Annotated in this window: 23 protein-coding genes and 1 pseudogene; 8 read left to right on the forward strand and 16 right to left on the reverse strand. The window is 63.9% G+C overall.

What is annotated here, in order from left to right; translation table 11 throughout:
* Positions 1-637 precede the first annotated feature (637 nt).
* A complete protein-coding gene (locus Q0687_RS15990; protein ID WP_298878336.1) occupies positions 638-1,165 on the forward strand; it encodes a FecR domain-containing protein in 528 nt (175 codons plus the stop codon).
* Positions 1,166-1,229: 64 nt separating this feature from the next.
* Entirely contained in the window at positions 1,230-3,116 is a 1,887-nt protein-coding gene (locus Q0687_RS15995) for an adenylate/guanylate cyclase domain-containing protein (RefSeq protein WP_298878339.1), read from the forward strand.
* Positions 3,117-3,121: 5 nt separating this feature from the next.
* On the opposite strand, the gene Q0687_RS16000 is transcribed toward Q0687_RS15995, so the two are convergent.
* The gene (locus tag Q0687_RS16000) at positions 3,122-5,122 is read right to left on the reverse strand and encodes a glycosyltransferase (RefSeq protein ID WP_298878341.1); all 2,001 of its coding nucleotides are present in this window, start codon (positions 5,120-5,122) and stop codon (positions 3,122-3,124) included.
* 207 nt (positions 5,123-5,329) lie between these two features.
* Between Q0687_RS16000 and Q0687_RS16005 the strand changes: the two genes are divergently transcribed.
* A complete protein-coding gene (locus Q0687_RS16005; protein WP_298878343.1) occupies positions 5,330-6,070 on the forward strand; it encodes a glycosyltransferase family 25 protein in 741 nt (246 codons plus the stop codon).
* A gap of 113 nt (positions 6,071-6,183) precedes the next feature.
* On the opposite strand, the gene Q0687_RS16010 is transcribed toward Q0687_RS16005, so the two are convergent.
* The 4 genes from Q0687_RS16010 to Q0687_RS16025 all read right to left on the reverse strand — a co-directional run bounded on the left by Q0687_RS16010 (position 6,184) and on the right by Q0687_RS16025 (position 9,751).
* Positions 6,184-7,689 (reverse strand): glycosyltransferase family 39 protein, encoded by a 1,506-nt coding sequence (locus Q0687_RS16010; protein ID WP_298878345.1) that lies wholly within the window; start codon positions 7,687-7,689, stop codon positions 6,184-6,186.
* Between the two features lie 17 nt (positions 7,690-7,706).
* Positions 7,707-8,834 (reverse strand): glycosyltransferase family 2 protein, encoded by a 1,128-nt coding sequence (locus Q0687_RS16015; RefSeq protein WP_298878348.1) that lies wholly within the window; start codon positions 8,832-8,834, stop codon positions 7,707-7,709.
* A gap of 243 nt (positions 8,835-9,077) precedes the next feature.
* Positions 9,078-9,281 (reverse strand): hypothetical protein, encoded by a 204-nt coding sequence (locus tag Q0687_RS16020; RefSeq protein ID WP_298878351.1) that lies wholly within the window; start codon positions 9,279-9,281, stop codon positions 9,078-9,080.
* 89 nt (positions 9,282-9,370) lie between these two features.
* Positions 9,371-9,751: a hypothetical protein gene (locus tag Q0687_RS16025; RefSeq protein WP_298878354.1), complete on the reverse strand. Its 381-nt coding sequence runs from the start codon at positions 9,749-9,751 to the stop codon at positions 9,371-9,373.
* A 104-nt stretch (positions 9,752-9,855) separates the two neighbouring features.
* Here Q0687_RS16025 and Q0687_RS16030 point away from each other — a divergent pair, with 104 nt between their 5' ends.
* Both Q0687_RS16030 and Q0687_RS16035 read left to right on the forward strand, forming a co-directional pair.
* Positions 9,856-10,692 (forward strand): DUF72 domain-containing protein, encoded by an 837-nt coding sequence (locus Q0687_RS16030; RefSeq protein ID WP_298878356.1) that lies wholly within the window; start codon positions 9,856-9,858, stop codon positions 10,690-10,692.
* A gap of 9 nt (positions 10,693-10,701) precedes the next feature.
* Positions 10,702-11,163 (forward strand): DUF488 domain-containing protein, encoded by a 462-nt coding sequence (locus Q0687_RS16035; protein ID WP_298878359.1) that lies wholly within the window; start codon positions 10,702-10,704, stop codon positions 11,161-11,163.
* A 115-nt stretch (positions 11,164-11,278) separates the two neighbouring features.
* Here Q0687_RS16035 and Q0687_RS16040 read toward each other — a convergent pair.
* The 10 genes and pseudogenes from Q0687_RS16040 to Q0687_RS16085 all read right to left on the reverse strand — a co-directional run bounded on the left by Q0687_RS16040 (position 11,279) and on the right by Q0687_RS16085 (position 20,551).
* A pseudogene (locus tag Q0687_RS16040) lies at positions 11,279-12,179 on the reverse strand (PhzF family phenazine biosynthesis protein).
* 120 nt (positions 12,180-12,299) lie between these two features.
* Positions 12,300-13,193 carry an amidohydrolase family protein gene (locus Q0687_RS16045; protein WP_298878362.1) on the reverse strand — a complete coding sequence of 298 codons (894 nt, stop codon included), beginning with the start codon at positions 13,191-13,193 and terminating at the stop codon, positions 12,300-12,302.
* A 21-nt stretch (positions 13,194-13,214) separates the two neighbouring features.
* Entirely contained in the window at positions 13,215-14,459 is a 1,245-nt protein-coding gene (locus tag Q0687_RS16050) for an MFS transporter (RefSeq protein ID WP_298878365.1), read from the reverse strand.
* A 50-nt stretch (positions 14,460-14,509) separates the two neighbouring features.
* Complete coding sequence (locus tag Q0687_RS16055) at positions 14,510-15,241, reverse strand: GntR family transcriptional regulator (RefSeq protein WP_298878367.1); 732 nt, start codon at positions 15,239-15,241, stop codon at positions 14,510-14,512.
* Between the two features lie 115 nt (positions 15,242-15,356).
* Positions 15,357-15,557, reverse strand: a complete 201-nt coding sequence (locus tag Q0687_RS16060) for a hypothetical protein (protein ID WP_298878370.1) — start codon at positions 15,555-15,557, stop codon at positions 15,357-15,359.
* 108 nt (positions 15,558-15,665) lie between these two features.
* Positions 15,666-16,967 (reverse strand): adenylate/guanylate cyclase domain-containing protein, encoded by a 1,302-nt coding sequence (locus tag Q0687_RS16065; protein ID WP_298878374.1) that lies wholly within the window; start codon positions 16,965-16,967, stop codon positions 15,666-15,668.
* Positions 16,968-16,996: 29 nt separating this feature from the next.
* Positions 16,997-18,160: an ABC transporter permease gene (locus Q0687_RS16070; RefSeq protein WP_298878376.1), complete on the reverse strand. Its 1,164-nt coding sequence runs from the start codon at positions 18,158-18,160 to the stop codon at positions 16,997-16,999.
* Positions 18,157-19,086, reverse strand: coding sequence for an ABC transporter ATP-binding protein (locus Q0687_RS16075; protein ID WP_298878378.1), 930 nt, complete (start codon positions 19,084-19,086; stop codon positions 18,157-18,159). The genes Q0687_RS16070 and Q0687_RS16075 overlap by 4 nt, the downstream gene beginning before the upstream one ends.
* Positions 19,083-19,871 (reverse strand): efflux RND transporter periplasmic adaptor subunit, encoded by a 789-nt coding sequence (locus Q0687_RS16080; RefSeq protein WP_298878380.1) that lies wholly within the window; start codon positions 19,869-19,871, stop codon positions 19,083-19,085. The genes Q0687_RS16075 and Q0687_RS16080 overlap by 4 nt, the downstream gene beginning before the upstream one ends.
* Positions 19,868-20,551 (reverse strand): TetR/AcrR family transcriptional regulator, encoded by a 684-nt coding sequence (locus Q0687_RS16085; protein WP_298878382.1) that lies wholly within the window; start codon positions 20,549-20,551, stop codon positions 19,868-19,870. The genes Q0687_RS16080 and Q0687_RS16085 overlap by 4 nt, the downstream gene beginning before the upstream one ends.
* Before the next feature lie 107 nt (positions 20,552-20,658).
* Between Q0687_RS16085 and Q0687_RS16090 the strand changes: the two genes are divergently transcribed.
* Genes Q0687_RS16090 through Q0687_RS16100 form a run of 3 tightly spaced genes read left to right on the forward strand, consistent with a single transcriptional unit; the run spans position 20,659 to position 21,893 of the window.
* Complete coding sequence (locus Q0687_RS16090) at positions 20,659-20,994, forward strand: metalloregulator ArsR/SmtB family transcription factor (protein ID WP_298878384.1); 336 nt, start codon at positions 20,659-20,661, stop codon at positions 20,992-20,994.
* Positions 20,991-21,455, forward strand: coding sequence for an SRPBCC domain-containing protein (locus tag Q0687_RS16095; protein ID WP_298878386.1), 465 nt, complete (start codon positions 20,991-20,993; stop codon positions 21,453-21,455). Before Q0687_RS16090 ends, Q0687_RS16095 begins: the two co-directional genes overlap by 4 nt.
* Positions 21,456-21,479: 24 nt before the next feature.
* Complete coding sequence (locus tag Q0687_RS16100; protein ID WP_298878388.1) at positions 21,480-21,893, forward strand: GFA family protein; 414 nt, start codon at positions 21,480-21,482, stop codon at positions 21,891-21,893.
* Between the two features lie 89 nt (positions 21,894-21,982).
* Here the strand turns inward: Q0687_RS16100 and Q0687_RS16105 are convergent, their stop codons facing one another.
* Entirely contained in the window at positions 21,983-23,263 is a 1,281-nt protein-coding gene (locus tag Q0687_RS16105; RefSeq protein ID WP_298878501.1) for an alpha-glucosidase/alpha-galactosidase, read from the reverse strand.
* Positions 23,264-23,279: the final 16 nt, after the last annotated feature.

Raw genomic sequence — 23,279 nt, forward strand, 5'->3', positions numbered from 1 at the left:
GAAGACTTCCGAGAATTATTGGGCATCCGTGCCGCGTAACTCTGCGCAGCGATACTCGTACTCATTCGCCTTGCGTCCAGGACGGTGTCACTCAGTCCCCCTTCGAAGTGCCGCTGGTACGTTCCGGAACCAGCATCTCGCAGAGGGTCGGAGCGTCATTAAGGCGACTTTTAGTTAAATGCAGATTAAGTTCGGGCAGTTGTAGGGCAACTCGTTAACGCTGTGCCATTTCGAGAAAAAGGTCCGCAGAACTACGGACTTAGGCGACGCTGTTAACCATAATTCTCGGCCGGTTCAGCACGGTCAGACGATGTCTGCCGCCGCATCTGTAGACCCACCAACCAAGACCTTTTCGTGGTCATCAAGACCCCGGACGATACCGGGGAAGGGTTGCGCAAGGCTGGCGCGCCGGGCTCGGCCTTCGCGCCCCTCACCCCAACCCTCTCACCATAAGAACGGGGAGAGGGAGAAAAAGAAGGCACGGTGGCCTGACCGAAAGTTGATCGCGCCAATCTGGAAATGGCCGGATCGGGAAAATAGCTACAGCCCCTGGCACTTTTCAGCAGCCTCTGCGCGTGATACGGTACCGTATCAACATCGCCTTGAACTGTGCCGAGCACGCAAAACGGAGGCTGGCATGAGAGGGTTTTTGCGCGAGGGGTGTTGCGCCCTGGCGTGGTCCTTGTTGTTGATCGGATCTGCTAGTGCACAGCCTGCCACGGACGCGGGCTGCACGGCATCGCTATCCGCCGCCGGCACGCAGGTCTGGCGATGCGACAACGGGATCACCATCGTTGCAGAAAACGGCGCGAGATTTGAACTGAAGGACGCCAACCGCGACGGACATATAGATGCCGTCGAGTTGAGCGGCAAAGCGCTGCTGGTCGAGGTGCCCAAGAAACCCGGCGGCAATCCCTTCAAGGTGCTGACGCCGCAAGCCATCGCCGCGGTGCGCGGCACCAAATGGGCGGTCGATGTCGCCGACGCCAAGACCTCGGTGTTCGTCGCCAACGGCCGTGTCGGCGTGACCCGCAGGGCGACACGTGGCCGCGGCGTGGTGCTCGGACCGGGCGAAGGCGTCGACGTCGAGGCAACGGGTGCGCTGACCGTCAAGACATGGGGCCAGCCGCGCGTCGACGCGCTGATGGCAAGGCTGGGTCAATAAGCCCGGTCCGCACGACCTGCGGAGGCAGGGCCTGAAAACAAAAAGTAGATTGCAGCACGGCGTAATGAATAGACGCGTTCAGATCCTGGTGGCCCTCGTCCTCACGGCCCTGTGGGGCGCCGGCATTTTTGCCGCTCACGCAGGCGGCCATCTGGCCTTTCTCGACCGGCTCGAGGCGACGCTGACAGACCTGCGCACGCTCGCGCGCGGCGTGCAGGCCCCACCCGATCTCGTCACCGTCGTCGCCATCGACGACACCGTGGTCAAACGGGGCGGCACCTATCCGCTGCCGCGGGCCGACCTGGCGCGCGTGGTCGACACCATCGTGCAGTTCAAGCCGAAGGTGATCGCGATCGATCTGCTGCTGGTCGACCGGAGCGCCGCGATCGGCGACGCCACGCTGGCCCACACGCTCGCGACCGGCCCGATGGTGCTCGCGGCCGCGGCGATCTTCCCGCGTGCGAGTGAGACGGTGGCGTCCGGCAGCGCCGGGCCGCTTGCCGCCCTGCCCCAGGCCGAGCGCTTCCTGCTGCCGTTGCCCATCTTCGCCGATCACGCCGATGTCGGCATCGTCAACGTCGCGACCGGACACTCCGGCACGCCGCTCTCGGTGCCGATGCTGTTCCGCACCGGCGACAAGGTCGAACTTTCGTTGCCGCTGCGGGTCGCCAGTCGTGCACTCGACAAGCCCCTGACGATCACGCCCGATCATCTCATGCTCGGCGATCGGCTCGTGCCTGTGGACACCGACTTCTCGCTGCCGATCACCTATTACGGGCCGCGCCGCACCATCCGCACCGTGAGTGCGCAGAGCATTTTCGACGGCACGCTCGATCGCAAGGCGATCGAGAACCGGATCGTCGTGATCGGCGCGGCCGTCGCCGGTGGCGGCGACTTCTTCCCGACGCCGTTCGATTCCCTGATGCCGGGCGCCGAGGTGATCTCCACTGCAATCACGCATCTCGTCGCCGGTGACAGCATCGTGCGCGACCGCAAGGTTCACATCGCCGACGCGCTGATCGCGATCGTGCTGCCGATGCTGCTGGTCGGCTTGCTCGCCTGGCGGCGTAGCACGCTCGGCTTCGTTGCGGCGGCCGTGATGATGGCCGCCTGGGCCGGGCTCAATCTGTTCGCATTCATGCACGGCGTCTGGCTCGATGCCGCGACGACGCTCGCGGCCGCGGTGCCGCCGGTCGCGGTTTTCGTCGGCGTGCAGATTTGGGCGGGATCGCGCCGCACCCAATTTCTCGCCGCCAAGAGCCGGTCGCTGGCGCAGTTCCAGGCGCCAGCCTTGCAGGAATGGCTGGCGCGCGATCCGAACTTCCTGGCGCAGCCCGTTCGGCAGGATGCGGCCATCGTCTTCATCGATCTGTCAGATTTCACCGCACTGAGCCAACGGCTCGATCCTGACGAGCTTCAGGACATTCTGAAGGCGTTCCACGCGCTGATCGACAAGGCCGCGGTCGATTGCGGCGGCATGATCACCAGCTTTCTCGGCGACGGCGCGATGATCCTGTTTGGCCTGCCGAGTGCCATGCCAGACGACGCCGCGCGTGCGCTGAAATGTGCGATCGATCTGCACCGCGGCGTCGCGCAGTGGATCGCATCGCTGCCGCCTGCGATCAGTGGCCGGCTCGGCTTCAAGATCGGCGCGCATTTCGGCCCGATCGTCGCCTCGCGTCTCGGCGAGAGCCATCAGCACATCACGGCGAATGGCGACACCGTCAATCTCGCGAGCCGGCTGATGGAGGTCGCAGCGCAGAACAACGCGCGTCTGGCACTGACCGACACGCTGCTGGACGCCGCAGACTTCCACGGCGCGCCCGACGGCGTGCTGTCAGGCCCCCTGCTCACCGAGGTCCGCGGCCGCTCCGGTGTCGTGACCGTCTGGTTCTGGCGCGACCAGGACAGGCCGGGCCAGAACACGATCAAGGCCGAGATGATCGACTGAGGACGCTACGGCGCCTTGCGCCGGAGCACGCCGAGGCCGCCCAGCAGGCCGCGCGACATCAGCTCGCGAAAACTGTCGTTGATCAGGATCTCGTCGACCTCGTCCGAGATCAGCTTCGCCTCGGTCTCGGTCATCACGTTGGAGGTGAAGGCGCCGCCCGCTTTCATCGCATTGAGCACGTCCTTGACCAGGGGCGCGCCGCCCGACGGGATCTCCGGCGGCTGCCAATCCAGATCCTCGATGACGAACAGGCCGCCCGGCTTTAGCGCGGGGAAGAGCACGCCGAGCGTCAGGTGCTGATGCACCGAGGCGTGAGAACCGTCATCGATGATGATATCAAGCGGCTTCTCCTTGCGCGCGAGCTCTTCCAGCATGCTGCGGTCGCCCTGGTCGACCCGATGGATCCTGACGCGTGGATGAGAGAACCAGCTGAAATCCTCGATGTCGACGCCGATGATCTCGGCATTCGGAAAGTAGTCCAGCCACATCTGCAGCGACGGCACCTGGTCCTGCGCCCAGCCTTCGACGCGGCCGCGGCACAGGCCGATTTCCAGGATATGAATAGGCTCCAGCACCTTCGATCGAAACAGCTCGTGATAGACGCGAGTATAGTGGTGGGCAATGTGCCCCTTGTAGACTGCGCCCTTGTCCGAATCGTATTTCGCCGCGAGCTGTGTCAGCCAGTTCGGCTCGAGCACCAGCTTCTTGAGATAGCCCGCGACGCTCTGCTCGGGCACCGCATCGAAGCGCAAGCCCCGCTCGGCCCACATCTTGCCCCAGAGATGGACACCGGTGACGCGGGGGTCGCTCAACAGCTCGAAGCCGGCGCGGCTCTCGGCGGCGAACAGCTCCACTTCACGCCAATCGATGGCGTTGAAGGTCGTCGGCGGCAGGATCGACGCTTGCAGCTCCTCGTCGCCGGCAACGAGCAGATATTCGCTGAGCAGCAGCGGCCCCACGGCGCCGTATTCGACGCGTTTCTCGCTGAACAGGCGCTGCAGCGACAGCGCATAGAGATTGGCCATGTGGATCGAGCCCTTGGGCGCGCGCATCACGTCGCCGACACAGACATGCCCTTGCTCGACGCCCGACCATTGCGCGGAGAACACATGCTCCCTGCCGAAATCCAGCGGCTTGACGAGCACGATGTCCGTATCGAGCCACCAGCCGCCGAACTCATGAAGAACGGCGTAGCGGAAGATGTCGCTGAAATAGCGGATCTCGCTGTTCAGCACGGCATGCTGGTAGATCGCAGCAGGCACCAGGCTTGCCGCATCGACCACCATGACCCCGGGCGGCACACGCGCCTGCATCGCGGCGACATTGTCGAAGGTATAGAGCTTGACCGGATGACCCTGGCGGACCATCGACTGCAGCGACAGACGCGACATCTCGCTGAGCGGCGCGTTCGACCAGAAGCAGTGAATGGGATCGCGCGCCTCGTCCGGCTTCCCACGGGTTCGCAGATGCGGATTGAATTGCGCCGTCAGCGCGTTCCAGCCGCTGCGCGGAGCCGAACGGCACTCGCCGAGGAACGGCAATTTCTGATAGGCCCGCGCGATCAGGAAGCAGAGACTTGCATGGTTGGCTTGCCCCACCCTGTTCAAGGCATTGCCGAAATTCTCCCAGATTGAAGGGTCGACGGGATCGAGCGCCACCGCGCGCTGAAACGCCTCGAAGGCCTTTGCCTGGAGCCCCTTGCCGAGCAGCGCCGTCCCGAACGTTGCGAGATAGGTCGCCTTCATCTCATTCGTCAGCGCACGGCCGGCCCAGTTGATGGCCGCATCGTAGTCGCCATTGAGCAGACAGACGCCGGCCATCAGATGCAGCAGGCCGGCATGGTTTGCGTCCGAGGCAAGACCTTCCCGGCAACGGGCTTCAGCCTGATCGAGCTCACCGGTCCTCAGGTGCCGAAGGCAGATCTGGTAGTATTCATCCCGCGTCAGCGACGACGGCTCTGTCGAAGTCTCGTTAGCCCTTGCGAGAGTGCCGTCGTGATAATTCATGAGATGCCTTCCGGATCATGAGAGCTCGCAGCAATCCGATTCCCCCGGGAGGGTTGCTGGTGTTTGACAGCTATCCCCTGGAGCTTGCTTGAAGCTGGACAGCGCCGTCATCGCATTGCGCCGGCGCATGGCGAATCAAGGGGGCGGTTGATATGGCTGCGATCAGCGATCAGCGCGCTTTGTCCGAACTTCCAGTCTGGTCTCCGCATGAAGAACTTTGTCGTCAACCTCAATCGTCAGCCGGAAAAATACGACAATTTCCAGAGGCTGAACGCCGGGACGAGCATTCCCTTTGAACGCTTCGAAGCGTCCGAAGGCGCATCGCTCTCGCCGCAGGATGCGCTCGGAATGAACCTGGTCGTTTCAGGAGCGCAGTTCACGCCCGGGGCCGTCGGGTGCGCGGCCTCGCATTTCCGGATCTGGCAGCAGACGGCTCAATCCGAGGTGCCGGCGCTGGTCTTCGAGGACGATGCGATCATCCGCAACGACATCGCCGGGCGTCTGGATTTCCTTCGCCGTCTAAACGCGTGGGATTACGTCGCGCTGGGCTACAACACGGACTCCATTCTCGAGCTCGAGCTGACGCCCGGCTTCAAGTCCGAGATGATGTTCACACCCAAGCAGCCGAGCGACGAAAGCGCCGCGATGTTCCAGAGATCAACCGCAGAGGTCGCTGCGTTGCGGCTGGTCCATTGCTTCGGCACGGCGGGTTATGTGGTCTCGCCGCGCGGCGCGAAGAAACTGCTGGAGCTCTGCTTCCCGATGGAGAACCGGTTCCTCAAGCTGCCATCGCTCAATCGCACGGTCCCGGTGCTGGGGGTCGATGGCATGATGAACTTCATCTACCATTCCATCGAGGCGTTCGCCTGCGTCGGTCCGCTTGTCATTCCCAAGAACAACAACGCGGTCTCGACCACTGTCCCATCAGGCGAAATCCCGCGCTGGTGAACGACGGGATCTTTAAAGCGCGATGAGATTGGGTCGAATCGTCATCGCGCTTTAGCTCTTTGTTTGAGCATGATCTTTTCGGAAAACCGCTTCACACTTTTCCGGATCATGCTCTAGGGCTGAAGTTCGGGCGGCGGCGAGCGATCCAGCACGTCGCCCTTGGCTCCCTCGAGCAGATCGACACCATAGGTCTCGACCACGAGCGGCCCGCGCTTGCGCTGCAGCTCGGCGACACGCGTCACGCGCGTGAAGAGATCGTTGAGGAAGGGATGGCCATCCGGCCTGACCTCGTCGACGTAGAGCAGCTTGCCTGCGAGCAGCTTTGGATCGGGCTCGGGCATGTTGACCCAGCGGATGCGCTGGTTCTGCTGCACCACGCAAGCCCCGCGCGGCAGATAGAAGGCGAGCCAGCCCGTGGTGCCATAGTCAGGCGTGAGCACGCAGGTCGCACCATGGCGCACACGTTCGGCCTCGATATTGGCTGCGAGCTCGCGCCAGCCAACGCCGACGCTGCGCACGGTCGCGTCGCGGCGATATCCGGATAGCCAGCCGGTATTGGCCTGAACGATCAGCGCGGCGAAGATCACGATGCCCGACAGCGCGGCCCAGCGCAGGCAGAAATCCACCAGGCGTCGCGCGCGCGGCTTCCACTGGGCAAGGTTGGCCGCGGCCGCGGCGGCGACAATGAACGGCGGATAAACCGGCGCAAACCAGTTGGCCTCGACGCGCGCATGCAGCGAATGCCAGACAAAATAGACGACGATGGTCCAGAACATCGTCTCGATCAAAACACGCGAGGCCAGCGCACCCGCCCGGCGCCAGGTCAGCGCATGCAGGCCCATCGCACCGAGGATGAAGACCAGCGGGGTTGCAAACGCGATCTGGGTCGGAACCAGCTCGGCGATGAAAACCGGGCGGAAGTCCTCGATCTTCGCGCGCCCGAGCTGCTTGACGAACGAGACCCAGTGATGATCGGCATTCCACAGGATCACCGGTGAGAACAGCGCAAGCGCAACGAGGCCGCCGAGATAGGGCCAGGGTGAGAGAAACCAGCGCCGCAGCTTCGGCACCGCCGCGAGCCAGATCAGGATCGCAGCGCCAAAGAACATCGCGGTGTATTTCGACAGCAGCGCCGCACCGACGGCTGCGCCGACGGCAAGCCACCAGGCGCCGCGGCCGGTTTCGAGCACCTTGGCGAGGAAGAACAGCACGAAGCTGGAGGCCACCAATAGCGGCGCATCCGGCGTCACGATCAGCGTGCCGACCGAAGCCATCATCGTGACGTTGAGCAGGATGGCGCTGGTCGCAGCCACGCGCGCCCCGCCGAACAGGATCGCGGCCGAGCGATAGATCGCATAGCTCATCGGCAGGGCGAGCAGGATCGAAACCAGGCGGACACCGAATTCGGTGTCGCCGGCGATCATGGTGCCGGCGCGGATGACGTAAGCCACCATCGGCGGGTGGTCGTAATAGCCACCCGCCAGATTCTTCGACCACATCCAGTAATAGGCTTCGTCGAAGGTGATCGGCGTGAAGGCGGCCGCGACCAGCCGCAAGGCGACCAGCGCAAGGATCACCAGCGCCGTGTTGCGGACGATCCGCGCGTCAGCCCCGCCCATTACCTATTCCTTGACGCTTATTTCTTGCGCCAGACGAACAGTCCGGACATCGCGTAATTCCACACCACGCCCATCAGCGCGCCGGCCAAGCCGGCCAGCCACCAGATCGGCTCCTGGTCGTAGACCGAGAAGGCGACGCCGACATTGGCGAGAAGGCCGACGCTGCAGACGATGTAGAACATGATCAGGCCGCGCAGGATCGCAAAACCCTTCAGGCGCTGGTCGCGATAGGTGAGGAAATTGTTCATGATGAAATTGGTGGTCATGGCGATGATCGCGCCGGCGGCCTGCGCCTCCGCGAACGGCACCTTGATCAGCTGAAGCGCGATGAACAGCGTGGTGAGATGCACCACGAGGCCGATGCCGCCCACCATCGCGAACAGGATAAAGCGCAGCGAGACGATGTCGTTGGTCAGCTTCGCCAGCACGAGGCCGAGGAAGTCGAGCGCGACCATGGAATCGAGCTTGCTCTCGCCGTGCTGGCGGGCGCCGAACGTGTAAGGAATCTCGACCGCACGCAAAGTGCCGTGCGCTGATGCAACGAGGTCGAGCAGGATCTTGAAGCCGTGCACCGACAGTTTCGGCGCCAATTGCTCGAAACGGTCGCGGCGGACCATGAAGAAGCCGCTCATGGGATCGGCGATCTCGACCCGCAGCATCTTCCTGGCGAACTCGGTCGCCAGCGCACTGGCGCCGGCGCGCTGCTTGTTGAAGCCTTCGCTCTTGTAGCCCTCGATATAGCGGCTGCCGACGACGAGGTCGGCCTTGTCGCTTGCGAGCAGCAGCAGCATCTTCGGCAGCTGGGTCTCGTCATGCTGGAGGTCGGCGTCGATCACGGCCACATATTGCGCGCTCGAAGCCAGGATGCCCTCGATGCAGGCGCCTGACAGGCCGCGGCGGCCGATGCGGCGGATGCAGCGCACACGGCTGTCCTTCTGCGCCAGCTCGCGCACGACGTCCCAGGTGCCGTCGGGCGAATTGTCGTCGACGAACACGACCTCCCAGGCGACGTTGACGAGCGTCGCCTCCAGCCGCCGGTACAGCACGGTGACGTTGTCGCGCTCGTTGAAGGTCGGGACGATGACCGACAGCTCCGGCCCTTCCTGGGCCTGGCTGTGGGCGTCCGGTCTGATCGCTTCGTTCATGACGGCAGCGTATATCCGCCGCGTCCTGCGCTGCCAAGCCGGGGTTTTCTCTGGGGAATGGCCCAAAGGGGCCCTAAAATGCCAACGACCCCGGAACGGCGGACCGCGCGTACATCCGGCGCAGGCCCAAGCTATTCCAAGGTCGTTCCAGCGCCGGAGCTTTTGGCTCAACGTCGCCGTTACAAACTAAATGGGAACGACGAAACCGGTTTGCAAGGGGCCAAAACCACCTTTTTCAGGCCATTACTGGTTCGGGACTTCCCGGATCACCGGGCCCCGAGGGGCAGGAGCCACGGGCGCCGCAGGCGCCATGGCGGCTGGGGCCGGCTCGATCTTGGGCTTGGGAGGCTTGCCGTACTGCCCGATCGGCCCGAAGACGACGGCGACCGCGAGCACGATCGCGGCGACGACCGCGCCAAAAATGCCCCCTACCGACTCAGACGACATGCCAACCCGTCCCTGTTCCAGGTGAGCCCTGTCATATCACGAATGAACGCGCGGTCGGAAGGGCTACCGAATCGCAACTGGCCATCGCCCTATTTCTGCGGCGGCCGGTGCTTGACGAAGGCGGTGACGATGTCCTTCTGCGCTGACTCCACCGCCCTGTTCGCGGTCGCGAGATGAGCGCCCTGGTCGATGTTCGGATATTGCGCGGTGAGATAGTCGAGCAGCGCGACCCGGTAATATTGCCGCTCCGACGGACACGCGCCGGCGACCGAGCGACCGAAAGCCTGCTCGGACAGGCCTTGATTGGAGTCGCGCGAATACTCCCGCGCCAGGCAATGCCAGTAATCGTCGCGGCCCTGCATGGCCAGCTTCTGCGCGCCCTTGGTGTCGTCATCGTCAGCCGTCGCAGAATGTATCATGGCAGCAGATGTCATCATGACGAGCGCCGCTCCCAGCATCAGCATCCGCATCTTGTTCTCCTTTTTGCGCAGATCGCGAAGCGAGCTTAGACGGGATGCGACAACTGGCCAATCACTTCTGGTTTGAATAGGATGCAGCCCTCCCCTTCCCGTCGATGCGAGATTCCCCCGTGGCCAAAGCAAAAACCGCGACCAAAAAAACCGGCAACATCTACATCGGCATCGGCGGCTGGACCTTCGAGCCCTGGCGTGGCGTGTTCTATCCGGAGAAGCTGACGCAGGCGAAGGAGCTGTCCTACGCCGCCTCGAAGCTGACCTCGATCGAGATCAACGGCACCTATTACGGCTCGCAGAAGCCGGAGAGCTTCCGCAAATGGGCGAGCGAAGTGCCTGAGGGTTTTGTGTTCTCGGTGAAGGGGCCGCGCTTTGCCACCAACAGGCGCGTGCTGGCCGAAGCCGGCGATTCCATCAAGCGCTTCTACGATTCCGGTGTGCTGGAACTCGGCGATCACCTCGGGCCGGTGCTGTGGCAGTTCGCGCCGACCAAGAAATTCGACGGCGCCGATTTCGGCAAGTTTCTGGAGCTGCTGCCGCGCAAGCTCGAAGGGCGCGCGCTGCGCCACGTGGTCGAGGTGCGGCACGACAGTTTCTGCACGCCCGATTTCATCGCGCTGATCCGCGAATTCGAGACGCCGGTCGTGTTCGCCGAGCACGGCAAATATCCGGCGATTGCCGATGTCGCCGGCGATTTCGTCTATGCGCGCTTGCAGAAGGGCAATGACGAGATCAAGACCTGCTATCCGCCGAAGCAGCTCGATGCCTGGGCCGGGCGCTTCCAGGCCTGGGCCGAGGGAAATGAACCCGACGACCTTCCGAAAGTTGACAAGGCGAAACCAAAGAAGGAGCCGCGCGACGTGTTCGCCTATGTCATCCACGAGGGCAAGGTGCGCGCACCGCACGGCGCCATGGAACTGATCGCGCGGGTGAGCTGAGGATCATTCATGGCCAAGGCGAAAAAGCTCTTCACCATCGGCTATGAGCAGACGCCGCCCAAGGCCGTGCTGGATGAGCTGGAGCAGTCCGGCGTCAAGCTCGTGGTCGACGTGCGCGCGGTGACCTCGTCGCGGCGGCCTGGCTTTTCCAAGAAGCAGCTCGCCGCCGGCCTCGATGAGCGCGGCATCGCCTATGTCCACCTCGCCGCCCTCGGCACGCCGAAGGAAGGACGGCTCGCGGCGCGGAGCGGTCAATATGACGTGCTGGAGAAGATCTTCTCAAAGCACCTTAGGACGCCCGAGGCCCGGGAGCAGATGGACGAGCTCTCCGCGCTGGTGAAGAAGGCGGGCCCCGTCTGCCTGCTCTGCTATGAGCGCGATCACACCCATTGCCACCGCCAGATGATCGCGGAGATCATCGAGGAGCGCGATGGCGTGGCGGTGACGAATTTGGCGGGACGACAGGTGTAATTCTCTGTCATTCCGGGGCGCGCCTTTTGGCGCGAACCCGGAATCCATTCATCCACCGTCTCTGCTGTCCGATGGATTCCGGGCTCAGCGCTTCGCGCTGCCCCGGAATGACGGCTCAGCCCTGCCCCGCCAGCCTGAACGTCCCCTCCATCATCTGCACGCAAGCACCACCGACATGCGCGGAGACGATCTTGCCGTCCTGCTTGACGACGCGGGTCTGCAGGATGCTGGGCCGGCCCATGTCAAAGCCCTGGCCGACCGTGAGCTTCAACTCGCCGTCCCTGACAGGATCGAGGTCGGAGAACAGCGCGGCGGCCGCGACCGTGGCGCTGCCGGTGGCGGGGTCCTCGGCAAGACCGCCAGCGCCGCGCATGAACATGCGCGCTTGCCGCTCGCTCGGCGCCTCCGACGCTGGCACATCGCGGGTATAGAACCAAACCGAGCGCGCATCATCGCGTGGCAATACCCTGCCGAACGCAGCCGCGTCGGCCCTTGCTCGCTTGAGCGCATCGCGCGAGCGCACCTCTGCCACCAGGAACGGCGTTCCAACGCCGACGACCTGCGGCGCATGATGGTCGGTCCTGATGTCATCGGCCGTCAACGAGATGCAGGCCGGAAACCTCCGCCAGACGCGACAGCAGCTGCGGCGCAGTGAGCTCGGTGCTAACGACCTTCCCCTGCTCGCGAAAAATGTCGACGGGTACAAGCCCTGCGATCTCCTCAAACAGCAAACGCGGCTTGGGCTCCTTCGCAAGGCTCGCCAGCACGAAGGACGTGCCGACATTGGGATGTCCAGCGAACGGCATCTCCCTTACCGGCGTGAAGATGCGCACCTCGGCATCGTTCGCCTTGTCGCGCGGCGGCAGCACGAAGGTCGTCTCGGAATAGTTGAACTCGGTCGCGATCGCCTGCATCTGCTGCGTGGAGAGCCCACCAGCGTCAAGCACCACGGCAAGCTGGTTGCCGCCGAAGGCGCGGTCAGTGAACACATCGACGGTGACGTAGCGGCGCTGCATGGTGCTTCCTCACGCAAATGGCGGCCGCAAGCCGGCCGGCTCGCGCAGCACTCTACAAGCCGAAAACATCGCCCGTCATGCCCCAAAATAGAGAGCAATCGGAGCAATCGCAAACGCGTGTCAGAAACGGAAGAGAGTTCGCGGCGATGCCAGAACTTGCCCGCGCTCGCGCTCATCGGCGATCAGCGTGTCGAGCAATTGCCGGTTCTTCGCGTAAGTTTGCGTCGCCTCGAATTGCGTATGCGGCCAGTCGCTGCCCCACAGCAGGCGATCGATGCCGTAAGCGCCGCGCAGCAGCGGATAAGCCTCTTTCGCAAAGCTTTCGCCGGCCGGGCCGTTGCGATACGGCGCCGAGACCTTGATCCAAACGTTCCGTGTCGCGCCAAGCTTCAGCACGGATTGAAAGCCGGGATCGGAGACGCCGAGCTTGGGATCCGGCAGCGCATAATGATCGAGCACGACGGTGACGCCGAGATCCAGCAGCTGCGGGGTCAGCACCGCGAGATCGGACGCATTGCGCTGGATCTCGACCTGCCAGCCCATCGCCTTCACGTTGGCGAGCAGCCCCTTCCATTCGCTTGCCGCGAGATCGGGCAAGGGCTGGCCGACGAGATTGAGGCGGATGCCGACCACGCCAGCGCGATCGAGTTCGCGTAACTCGTCGACGGAGATGGCGGGATCAACGACGGCGATGCCGCGCAGGCGGCCATTGGTCTGTTTCAGGCAATCGACGAGATAGGAATTGTCGGTGCCGAGAAAGCTCGGCTGCACCAATACGCCATTGGTCGTGCCGACGTGGTCGAGCTGCTCCAGATAGAGCGACAGTGGCGCGTCGTAGTCGGGCGCATAGCGCCGGCCCGGCGCGAGTTTCAAGCCGCGATGGAAGACATGGGCGTGGGTGTCGATCACAGGCAAGGCCGCCTCACTCCTGGCTGTGGTCGCGACCACGGTCGCAAGCGATGCGATGCCCGCACTGAACTGGCGGCGCGTCAGGCCGCGCTGAGAAAAAGTCATGGTCGCGGCTCCTCATTCCCGTCAAACGCGCGCAGTCGCGGCCTGCTCGAACACCTTGCCGCGAGTTTCGGGCAGTAGCAGCACCGCGATCAGCACCAGCGAATAGGCAAAGGCCGCATCGATGCCGATCGCGGGTCCAAGGCCGATGCGATCACTGAGGAAGCCGACCAGGAAGGGAAACGCAGCGGAGACCACGCGGCCGAAATTGTAGCAGAATCCGACGCCGGTGCCGCGCACGCCGGCCGGATAGAGCTCGCTGAACAGCGCCGCCATGCTTGCGGGGATTCCGGCCGAGAAGAAGCCGAGCGGAAAGCCGAGCACCAGCATCTGTCCATTGGTCAGCGGCGCGAAGATGTAGACCAGCACGGTGACGATGCAGGCGCTGGCAAAGAACGTGACATTGGCCCGTCGCCCGAGCCGGTCGCTGATGATGCCGCTGGCGACGCAACCGCAGAAGAAGGCGATAATGATGACCGCGAGATAGACGCTGGAGCCGAGCACCCCCAAATGCCGCTCTTGCCGCAAGAATGTCGGCAGAAAGGTCGTCAGCGCCGCGTAGCCACCATGGGCGCCGATGCCGAACAGGCCGCCGACCAGGGTCGAGCGCAGCACGTCGCGATGGAAGACACCGGCAAGCGTGGCCAGGAGCGGCGCGTCTGCGTCCTTTGCAACGGCGCGCGGCGGCTCCTTCAGCCCGCGGCGGATGAAGATGATGAGCAGCGCCGGCAACAAGCCGATCGCAAACAGGATGCGCCAGGCGATCTCAGCCGGTGCGTAGGTGAAGACCAGCGCGGACAGCAGCACCGCCGCGCCCCAGCCGACGGCCCAGGCGCTCTGCACCGTGCCAAGCGCCCGACCGCGATGCTCGGGGCGGATGATCTCGGCCATCAGCACCGCGCCGCAGGCCCATTCGGCGCCGAAGCCGAGGCCCTGGATGGCCTTGAGCACCAGCAGCTGGGTGTAGTTCATCGCGAATGCCGAGGCGAAGGTCGCGAGCGCAAATGTCGCGACCGTGATCTGCAGCGCCTTGACGCGACCAAAGCGATCGCCGAGCGCGCCGCCGAGCCAGCCGCCGAACGCGCCGAAGAACAGCGTGACCGAGCCGAGCAGGCCCGCATCCGCCTTGCTGATGCCGAAGGCCGCAATCAGCGCGGGAATTGCAAGGCCAAACATCTGGACATCGAGCGCATCCAGCGCCCAGCCGCCAAAGCTTGCCCAGAAGGTGCGCCGCTCCGGCGGCGAGCTTTCACTGTACCAGTTCGACATGTTTCCTACCCCTGTACGCGTTTATTGTTTGGTGTCGTTGAATTCGGCCGTCAGCGGATCTCGGCGTGGTAGCGGAAGCGATCCGCCGGCCCGCGCGAGCGACGCCATTCGATCGGCCGCCGCTCCAGATCGAGCGCAAGGCGCTCAATCACGATCAGCGGCGCATGGGCCTCGAGCCGCAATAGCCGCGCCTGAATCTCGTTGGCGGTCTCGACCGTGAGGATTTCCTCGGCCGAGACGACGACTTCGCCGCAACGCTCTTCGTAAAGCGGATACAGCAGGTCGCCGAACTCGGCGGTGTCGATCTCGAGGATTTTCGCGAAGCGCGATTGCTGCAGCCAGATCTCCTCGGCGAGCAGCGGGACGTCGTCGATCAGCCGCAGGCGCGACAGGCTGATCACGGGCTCACCTTGGGGAATGCGCAGCGCCGATGCCACGGCTGATGTTGCCGGCACGCATCTGCGCCTGAGGATGCGGCTCTTCGGCACGCGCCGCTCGCCGCTCTCGGACTGGAAGCGGAAGAAGCGGAACAGCGAGGAGTTGAAGCGGGCGCGGCGCACGAAGGTGCCGCGGCCCTGCTGCCGCTCCAGCACGGAATCCGCAACGAGCTGGTCGATCGCCTTGCGCACGGTGCCGATGGCGACGCCATAATGCGCGCCAAGCTCGGCTTCCGACGGGATCGGCTCGCCGGGCCGCCATTCATTGCTGACGATCCGCGCGGCGAGATCGTCGCGCAGGCGCTGGTAACGGGGCAGGCGGTCGTCGCGCGAAGCTGAATTCATTTAGTCATATAGATGACTAGATGAAAATGGAGTCAAGCGCTACCTGAATACCGAGCCAGCGAGAGGCAGGACCGGGCCAGCGGGCTTTTCGCCGGCCCGGCCTCGCCCGTCCTGCTCAGTTCGTGGTCTTCGGCATGCAGGGCGGCTCCTTGTAGGGCGCGGTGGCATAGGCGCCCTCGGCCGGCGCCCTGACGCAATCCGCCGTCGCATGCGTCACACCGCGCCGCGCGGGCGCGGCATCGCGGGCGGATGCGGCCTCGATTTGATAGACGGCTGCGGCAATCAGGGCGGCCGAGACAAAGCTCAATCGGATCATGAATTTTCTCCGCGTAGCAGATGGAGGTCGAAACAGTCCTGAGTGCAGGAGCGGAGAGCGCGCCGGGATATTTCAGCTGATGTCTTCAAACAAACGCGAGCTGTCCCCTCACCCGAGCTGAAACACGGCGACCGGCTGCTCGTAGCCGCGCACGGCGACCTCGCCCAACGCCACGGCATCCTCGCCGTCGTCGCCCAGCGCCTCCCGCACGGATGCGGAGATCAGGAGCTGCGAGCCGAACTCCTTGTTGAGCGCCTCGAGCCGCGAGGCGAAGTTCACGGTGTCGCCGATCACCGTATATTCCTTGCGCCGGGGCGAGCCGATATTGCCCGCGACGACCTCGCCGAAATGGATGCCAATGCCGATCCTGAGCGGCCAGCTTGTCTGCGCATTGATGCGATCCATCGCGGTCAGCATGTCGCGGCCCGCGGCGACCGCGCGATGCGCGGCATCGGAAGCCTCCAGCGGTGCGCCGAACAGCGCGAGAAATCCGTCGCCCAAGAACTTGTTCACGATGCCGCCATGGCGGTCGAGAATATCGACCAGCACCGCGAAAGCGCCGTCGAGCCGGTCGACCACCTCCTGCGGCGTGCGCGATTGCGCGCCGGCGGTGAAGCCGCGGAAATCGACGAACATCACGGCGACGCGGCGCAGATCGCCGGCGACGCTCGTCCCCTCCGCCATCAGCCGCTCGACCACCTGCGGCGAGACATGCTGGCCGAACAAATTGGTCACCCGGTCGCGCGCGGTGGCCGCCGCGATGCTCGCGGTAAATTGCCGCCGCAACTGGGCACCGACCGAGCCCGCCAGCACGCCGCAGACCAAGATGACCATGCTGCGTACCGTGTGGAAGTAGATCAGAGGCTCGCCGGCGTCGCTGGCCGAATTGTAATACAACGCGACCGCCAGGAGTTCGCTTGCTGCCACAAATCCGGTGAAGGTGGACAGCCAGAAATCGAGCCGCAACGTCGAAAGAATGACGAAAATGAAATAGACCAGCGGCAAGACGAAACCGAGCGCCTGACTCGCGCCCATGGTGCGGATCTGCAGGATCAGAATCAGCGTCGGCAGCGACGTTTCGATGAAGGCGCCGATATAGCGCCTGGCCACCGGCAGGTCGCGATCGAGCTTGAGGTTTCGGCTGATCTGGCTGTGAACCCAGACCTCGAACAGCAGGAAACCGATCACCAGGACGTATTCGCGGATCATCCCCTCGGTCCCGTGCCAGATCCGGTTGGAGATGGCAGGATCGATCACGAAGGTTGCCGTGAGCAGGACGAGCATGATGCAGCCGGTAGCGATCAGCGCTCTCACCCGCAACAGCTCGGTGCGCAGCACTTCGCGCGTCAACTCGCGCTCGAACTCCTCCGACAAGACGGCTCCTTGCCGGGCTTTCAAAAAGCTGACCATTCCATCCCCCGATTCCGGGGCAGTTTGCCTCAATCCAGCGTGCGGCGGAAGCGCGTCACGGCGATGGTCATGGCGGCCAGCATCAAGGCGGCCAGCGCCAGCGTATCGAACCGCAGGTTCGGCATGGTGGCACCCTTCAGCATGATGGCGCGGACGATGCGAATGTAGTGCGTCAGCGGCAGGCATTCGCCGACATATTGCGCCCAGGCCGGCATGCCCGCGAACGGGAACATGAAGCCGGACAGCAGGATGCTCGGCAGGAAGAACATGAATGACATCTGGATCGCCTGCAGTTGATTCTGCGCGATGGTGGAAAACGTGTAGCCGATCGCGAGATTTGCGGCGATGAAGAGGGTCGAGAGTACCGCGAGCAGGAGCAGATTGCCGAGCACCGGCACGCCGAACAGGAACGCTCCGATATTGACGATCAGGAAGGCCTGGATGAAGCCGACCAGGATGTAGGGCACGATCTTGCCGATCATCACCTCGACCGGCTTGATCGGCATCGACAGGAGGCTCTCCATGGTCCCGCGTTCGATCTCGCGCGTCACCGAGAGCGCCGTGAAGATCAGCATCGTCATGGTGAGGATGGTGCCGACCAGTCCCGGCACGATGTTGAGTCGCGACTCCGCGGCGGGATTGTAGCGCGCGTGGGCGCGGATTTCGAACGGCAGCGCCGGCGGATCGCCGATGTAGAGATCGTGCTGAAGCGCAGTCTGCACGATCATGCCGAGCGAGCCGAGTGCCGAGCTTGCGGCGACCGGATCGGTCGCGTCGGCTGCGACCAGCAAGGCCGGCTTGTCACCGCGCCGCACCGCGCGTTCGAAGCCGCGCGGGATCTCGACACCGAACAGCACCTTGCCGGACTTCAGCAGATTGTCGAATTCGTCGACGTCATGCACTTCGTAGACGAAGTGGAAATAGGCGGTATTCTCCAAGGCCTTCAGGACCGAACGGGCGAGATCGGAATCCTCCTGCAGCAGCACCGCGCTCGGCAGATGATGCGGCGTGGTGTTGATGGCATAGCCGAACAAGAGAAGCTGCATCACCGGAATCGCCACGATCATCGCGAACGAGACGCGGTCCCGCCGAAGCTGAATGAACTCCTTCGCCATCATGGCATAGGACCGTCGCCAGAAGCCGAAGCGGTCGCGGAGCTCCCGCACGGGGCCTGTTGTCCGGATGCTGCTCATTGGAAATTGTCCTTGGAGCGGCCCATCAGCTCGATGAAGACGTCCTCCAGCGACGGCGCCGATTTCTGCCAGTGCAGGTCAGCCTTCCCGCGCCACGGCGCGATGCTGGCCTCGAGGGCCGCGACGTCGCGGCCCGAGACGTGCAGCGAGGTGCCGAACGGCGCCACCATGTCGATCCCGGGCTTGCCGGCGAGCTGGCCCGCGAGGCCATTCAACTCGCCGGTGACGGTGTAGGTCGTCAGCGCGGACTTCGCGATCACCTCGTCGACCGTGCCGTGCGCCAGGAGATGCCCATAGGCGATGTAGGCGATCTCGTGACAGCGTTCGGCCTCGTCCATGTAATGGGTCGAGACCAGCACGGTGAGACCATCGGCGGCGAGCGCGTGGATCTCGTTCCAGAAATCGCGCCGTGCCTTCGGGTCAACGCCCGCGGTCGGCTCGTCCAGTAGCAGCAATTCCGGATTGGGCAGCGTGCAGGCCCCCAATGCCAGGCGCTGCTTCCAACCGCCGGAGAGTTCGCCCGCGAGTTGCTCCTCGCGGCCCGAGAGGCCAAGCCGCTTGATCATGTCGCGCGCAGCCCCGCGTGCGTCGGCAAGGCCATAGAGTCGCGCCACGAATTCGAGGTTCTCGCGCACGGAGAGATCCTGATAGAGGCTGAAGCGCTGCGTCATGTAGCCGACCTTGCGCTTGATCTTCTCGGCATCGCGCAAAATATCGTAGCCGAGGCAGGTGCCCACGCCGCTGTCGGGCGTCAGCAGGCCGCAGAGGATGCGGATGGTCGTGGTCTTGCCCGAGCCGTTCGGCCCGAGGAAGCCGTAGATCGAACCGCGCTTCACCTGCATCGACAAATCATGCACGACCTCACGGCCGCCGAACGATTTGGTCAGGCCTTTGACGTCGATCGCGATCTGGTTGTCGGCGTTCATCGCTTGTCCGCTACTGGCGTCTTGGGGTTGAGATAGACGTCGATCGGCTGGCCGACCCGCAGAGCATCGGGCCGCGACGGCCGCGCCTGGATCAAATAGACGAGCTTGTTGCGCTCTTCGAGGCTGTAGATCACGGGTGGGGTGTATTCGGCCGAGGTCGAGATGAAATAGATCTTGGCGGTGAGGTCGGCCGCGCAATTGTCGCAGGCGACCCGCACCTCGTCGCCGATCGACAGCTTCGGCAACTCGGTCTCCGGCACGAAGAAGCGCAGCTTCATGTTGCCGGGCGGCATGATCGAGAGCACCGGCCGCTGCGCCGCGACCATCTCACCTTCGCGGAAGTAGATCTGCTGGATGGTGCCCGCCACCGGCGCAAAGCCCTTGCGCCGCGCCAGCCGCGTCTCCGAGGTCACCACCCGCGCCTGCGCGACCCGTAAGTCAGAGACCGCGGAATCGAGCGTCGCCTGCGTGCCGGAGCCGGTCTTGCGCAGGGACTCCGCGCGATCGAACACCTGCTGTGCATTGGCCAGCGTCGCCTTGGTCTGGTTGAGATCGGCGAGCTGGAGATCATCATCCACGGAATAGAGGGGATCGCCGACCTTCACCACCTCGCCCTCGCGGATATCGAGCTTGGTCACCCGGCCGGCCTCATCCGGGCTGACGAAGATCATGTCGGCCTCGACCCAGCCCTGGAAACCGGGATCGCGCTTCTCGTTGCAACCGGCAAGTCCGGTTGCGAGCGCGGCGGCCAATGCGATTGCAAAAATCCTTTGCGACGACGTCATGTCGTCCTCCGTTCGCCAAAAATCAAATCGAGATGGACGCGCAGCATGTCGTGCGCATCGAGCGGCGCGTGGCGCGCAAACAGGCTCTGCCAAATCACTGCGATCATCGCCGGCGCGATCACGATCTGCGGATAGCGCGCGAGATTTGTCTGGTGGATCTCGCCGCGGGCAATGCCGAGCTCGATCAGCGCGCGCATACCGGCCATCCCGCGCGAGACGACCTCGCGGTAATAGAAGTCGGCCACCGCCGGAAAGCGCGGCCCCTCCGCCACGATCAGGCGGACGAGATCGCCGCGCCGCGTGCCGATCACCTCTTTGAGGAAGTTGCCGGCAAAGGTTTCGATGAGATCGCGCACCGAGCCCGTCGGCGGTGGCAACGCATTCAGCTTCGCCACGACTGGCACAATCACGGTGCGCACCAGCTCCTCGAACATCGATTCCTTGTCCTTGAAGTGCAGGTAGATTGTGCCCTTTGCGACGCCGGCACGCTTGGCGATGTCGTCGAGCCGCGTCGCGGCAAAGCCGCGCGTGATGAACTCCTCCATCGCCGCCTCGACGATCGCATCGCGCCGCTCGGCCGCGCGTGCGGCGCGGTTCGACACCGGCGCGGCTTCTTCGCCGGCTTCCGGCTTGGGAGTTGCTGCTTCGGCCGCAGCCGCTTTGGTGAGCTTCTTTATCATCGTTCATTTATGACTGACCAGTCAGTCATCGTCAACTGAGTTTCCCGCTGTTGTAGCGCCAATGAATTAGTATTCACTAATGAATTAGTATTTGCTAATTGATCGGCATGATCGAAGCCGCCGCCAATCCCGTCACCGCCGTCATCCGCGCCCTCGCCGATCCGACCCGCCGCGCGGTGTTCGAGCGCGTGTTCGACAGCAAGGAGATCAGCGTCGCCGAGCTGACGCGCGGCAGCGGCGTGACGCAGGGCGCGATCTCGCAACATTTGAAATCGTTGAAGCAGGCGGGCCTGGTCGCCGAGCGCGCCGAGGGCCGCAACGTCTATTACCGCGCCGCGCCGCAAGGACTCGAACCGCTGGTCACCTGGATGGATCATTACGGTGTCTTCTGGCGCGAGCGCTTCCAGAACCTGCGTGACCTCTTGAAGGAGATCGACCCGTGAGTGCAGCCGCGTTGAAAGTTGAGACCAAAGACATCGTGATGGACGAAGTGCTCCCTCACGCGCCGGAGACGGTGTGGAAGGTGCTGACTACAGCCCAATTGATCGCGCGCTGGCTGATGCCGCCGACCGGCTTCGAGGCTGTCGAAGGCAACGTTTTCACCTACCAGACCAAGCCGGGCGGCCACTGGGACGGCGTCATCCATTGCCGCGTTCTGGAAGTCGTCCCGAACAGACGTCTCGCCTATGCCTGGAAGGGCGGCGATGAACGCAACACCGGCTACGGCGCGCCGCTCGACACTGTTGTGACCTGGTCCCTCACCCCGGTCGAAGCCGGCACGCGCGTTCAGCTGGTTCACGCGGGCTTCGTCATGCCGAGGAACGACAGTGCCTACACCGTCATGAGTGGCGGCTGGAAGAAGGTCATCCAGCAGCTCGACGAGATCAGCGGCGAAGACAAGTAACGAGACAGTCGAGGAGACATCACGATGGACAAGCCCTATGCCGGCGGCTGCGCCTGCGGCGCGATCCGCTACGCGATCGTCGGTGAGCCGCTGTTCTCCAATCATTGCCAATGCCGGGACTGCCAGCGCGAAAGCGGCACCGGCCACGGCTCTTACGCCACCTTCCCGCGCGCCGGCGTCACGGTGACGGGCAAAGCCAAGACCTGGGACATGACCGGCGACAGCGGCAATGTGAAGACGCGCGCCTTCTGCCCCGAATGCGGCGTGGCTGTCTACATGACCTTCAAGGCCATGCCCGACATCTTCACCATCCGCGCCGCGAGCCTGGACGAGCCCGCCCGCTACAAGCCGCAAGCGATCACCTACGCGGTACGCGCGCATGACTGGGATCATCTGGATCCGGGCTTGGCGAAATTCGCGGGCATGCCGCCGACGTGAGGCGCGATGCGCGAAGGATTGCCGCCGAGAACTGCCTGCCTGGCAGAGCGTGGGCTTCGGCCTAAAATGCACTGATCGTGTTCTGTGGCTCAAATGCAGGCTCGAATGTAAGGCCGGTTGATCTCCCACAGCTCGTCGAGCAGGCCGCGCGCAGCGTCCTTGGAATGGATGACGGGGTCGAGCAGCAACGCCTGCATCGCCATCTCCTTCGATGCGTGCATCGCCGCGTCCACGGCCATCTGCTGCACTTGAACCTGGGCCGTCATCAACTTGGCAACGCCGTCCGGCAGCGGGCCGAGCGAAACGGGATGGATACCCGCAATATCGGCCACCACCGGCACCTCGACCGCAGCATCCGCCGGCAGGTTCGCGATCACCTGTCGATTGTGGATGACGGCGGACTCGATGAGCAGCTTGCGGTTGTGAACCATGGAGGTGATGATGCTGACCGCGCGCTCGCCCGACGGCATCGACCACCAGTCCGGCACCTCTGCCCGACCCGCGAGCACGTCGTCTATCAGCCGCATCAACTTGGCGCGTTCGCTCTCGTCCCAATCGAAATTGTAGCCGCCCTCCCCGGCCTCCCAGCCGAATGAGAGATACTCGCCGAGATGGGCATCGCCGCAGCCGAGCCAATAGCCAAAGGTGTGCAGCAATTCGCGCGTCAGAGGCGAGAAGGCAGGATCGAAATCCCTCTCCTTCTTGCGGAGCAACGGATAGAGATCTTCGCCTGTCTCGCGATCTCGAATGTCAGTCAGGCATTGGAAATGATTGAGGCCTGCACCCCACACACCAACCCGTTCTTCCGGCATTCCCAGAATTCGGGCCACATTATCGCGGGCAAGAAATATTCCATGGCAAAGGCCGAGGCTCCGTATCCTGCTGTACCGCCCCAGGGCCAGGATGATGCGGCTTTCCGGATTGGAGAAGTTGATGAAAGTCGCGCGCGGGCAGCGTCGCTCCATCTCGCGCACGAACTCGAAGACCACCGGCAGGGTGCGCAGCGTGAAGAACAGGGCCCCGGGGCCGCCGTTCTCGCCCAACGTATGACGGATGCCGAATTTGCGCGGAATTTCGAAATCGAGCCGCCACAACCGATTGCGATCGACAGCGGTGGAATGCACGACGAATTCGGCGCCGTCGAGGGCCGCATGCCAATCCGTCGTCGCCTCGATCGCAAAACCGGCGCCGGACCTCTCGTTGAGCAGTTTCGCGAGCCGCGTCGACCGGCCCAGCCGGTCGACGTTTCGGCCAACCAGCACCAACGTGGAGCCGGCCAAATCGCGGGTCGAGAACAGGTCCCGGAACATGCTCATCCCGAAAGATGCGCTGCTCGCGCCGAGAAATACGATCTTCGTTGCCCGGGCCATGTTGCTCATCGCGGAG

This window comes from uncultured Bradyrhizobium sp. (genome assembly GCF_936928535.1).
In the GTDB taxonomy this organism is placed as follows: Bacteria; Pseudomonadota; Alphaproteobacteria; order Rhizobiales; family Xanthobacteraceae; genus Bradyrhizobium.

Bases quoted from the DNA above. Each gene is read 5' to 3' on its own strand.
- Q0687_RS16045 (WP_298878362.1), bottom strand. From the start codon at position 13,193: ATGACTTTTTCTCAGCGCGGCCTGACGCGCCGCCAGTTCAGTGCGGGC.
- Q0687_RS16015 (WP_298878348.1), bottom strand. From the start codon at position 8,834: ATGAACGAAGCGATCAGACCGGACGCCCACAGCCAGGCCCAGGAAGGG.
- Q0687_RS16000 (WP_298878341.1), bottom strand. From the start codon at position 5,122: ATGAATTATCACGACGGCACTCTCGCAAGGGCTAACGAGACTTCGACA.
- Q0687_RS16035 (WP_298878359.1), top strand. From the start codon at position 10,702: ATGGCCAAGGCGAAAAAGCTCTTCACCATCGGCTATGAGCAGACGCCG.
- Q0687_RS16050 (WP_298878365.1), bottom strand. From the start codon at position 14,459: ATGTCGAACTGGTACAGTGAAAGCTCGCCGCCGGAGCGGCGCACCTTC.
- Q0687_RS15990 (WP_298878336.1), top strand. From the start codon at position 638: ATGAGAGGGTTTTTGCGCGAGGGGTGTTGCGCCCTGGCGTGGTCCTTG.
- Q0687_RS16020 (WP_298878351.1), bottom strand. From the start codon at position 9,281: ATGTCGTCTGAGTCGGTAGGGGGCATTTTTGGCGCGGTCGTCGCCGCG.
- Q0687_RS15995 (WP_298878339.1), top strand. From the start codon at position 1,230: ATGAATAGACGCGTTCAGATCCTGGTGGCCCTCGTCCTCACGGCCCTG.
- Q0687_RS16075 (WP_298878378.1), bottom strand. From the start codon at position 19,086: ATGAACGCCGACAACCAGATCGCGATCGACGTCAAAGGCCTGACCAAA.
- Q0687_RS16085 (WP_298878382.1), bottom strand. From the start codon at position 20,551: ATGATAAAGAAGCTCACCAAAGCGGCTGCGGCCGAAGCAGCAACTCCC.
- Q0687_RS16105 (WP_298878501.1), bottom strand. From the start codon at position 23,263: ATGGCCCGGGCAACGAAGATCGTATTTCTCGGCGCGAGCAGCGCATCT.
- Q0687_RS16065 (WP_298878374.1), bottom strand. From the start codon at position 16,967: ATGGTCAGCTTTTTGAAAGCCCGGCAAGGAGCCGTCTTGTCGGAGGAG.
- Q0687_RS16055 (WP_298878367.1), bottom strand. From the start codon at position 15,241: ATGAATTCAGCTTCGCGCGACGACCGCCTGCCCCGTTACCAGCGCCTG.
- Q0687_RS16060 (WP_298878370.1), bottom strand. From the start codon at position 15,557: ATGATCCGATTGAGCTTTGTCTCGGCCGCCCTGATTGCCGCAGCCGTC.
- Q0687_RS16010 (WP_298878345.1), bottom strand. From the start codon at position 7,689: ATGGGCGGGGCTGACGCGCGGATCGTCCGCAACACGGCGCTGGTGATC.
- Q0687_RS16080 (WP_298878380.1), bottom strand. From the start codon at position 19,871: ATGACGTCGTCGCAAAGGATTTTTGCAATCGCATTGGCCGCCGCGCTC.
- Q0687_RS16100 (WP_298878388.1), top strand. From the start codon at position 21,480: ATGGACAAGCCCTATGCCGGCGGCTGCGCCTGCGGCGCGATCCGCTAC.
- Q0687_RS16030 (WP_298878356.1), top strand. From the start codon at position 9,856: ATGCGAGATTCCCCCGTGGCCAAAGCAAAAACCGCGACCAAAAAAACC.
- Q0687_RS16005 (WP_298878343.1), top strand. From the start codon at position 5,330: ATGAAGAACTTTGTCGTCAACCTCAATCGTCAGCCGGAAAAATACGAC.
- Q0687_RS16070 (WP_298878376.1), bottom strand. From the start codon at position 18,160: ATGAGCAGCATCCGGACAACAGGCCCCGTGCGGGAGCTCCGCGACCGC.
- Q0687_RS16090 (WP_298878384.1), top strand. From the start codon at position 20,659: ATGATCGAAGCCGCCGCCAATCCCGTCACCGCCGTCATCCGCGCCCTC.
- Q0687_RS16025 (WP_298878354.1), bottom strand. From the start codon at position 9,751: ATGCGGATGCTGATGCTGGGAGCGGCGCTCGTCATGATGACATCTGCT.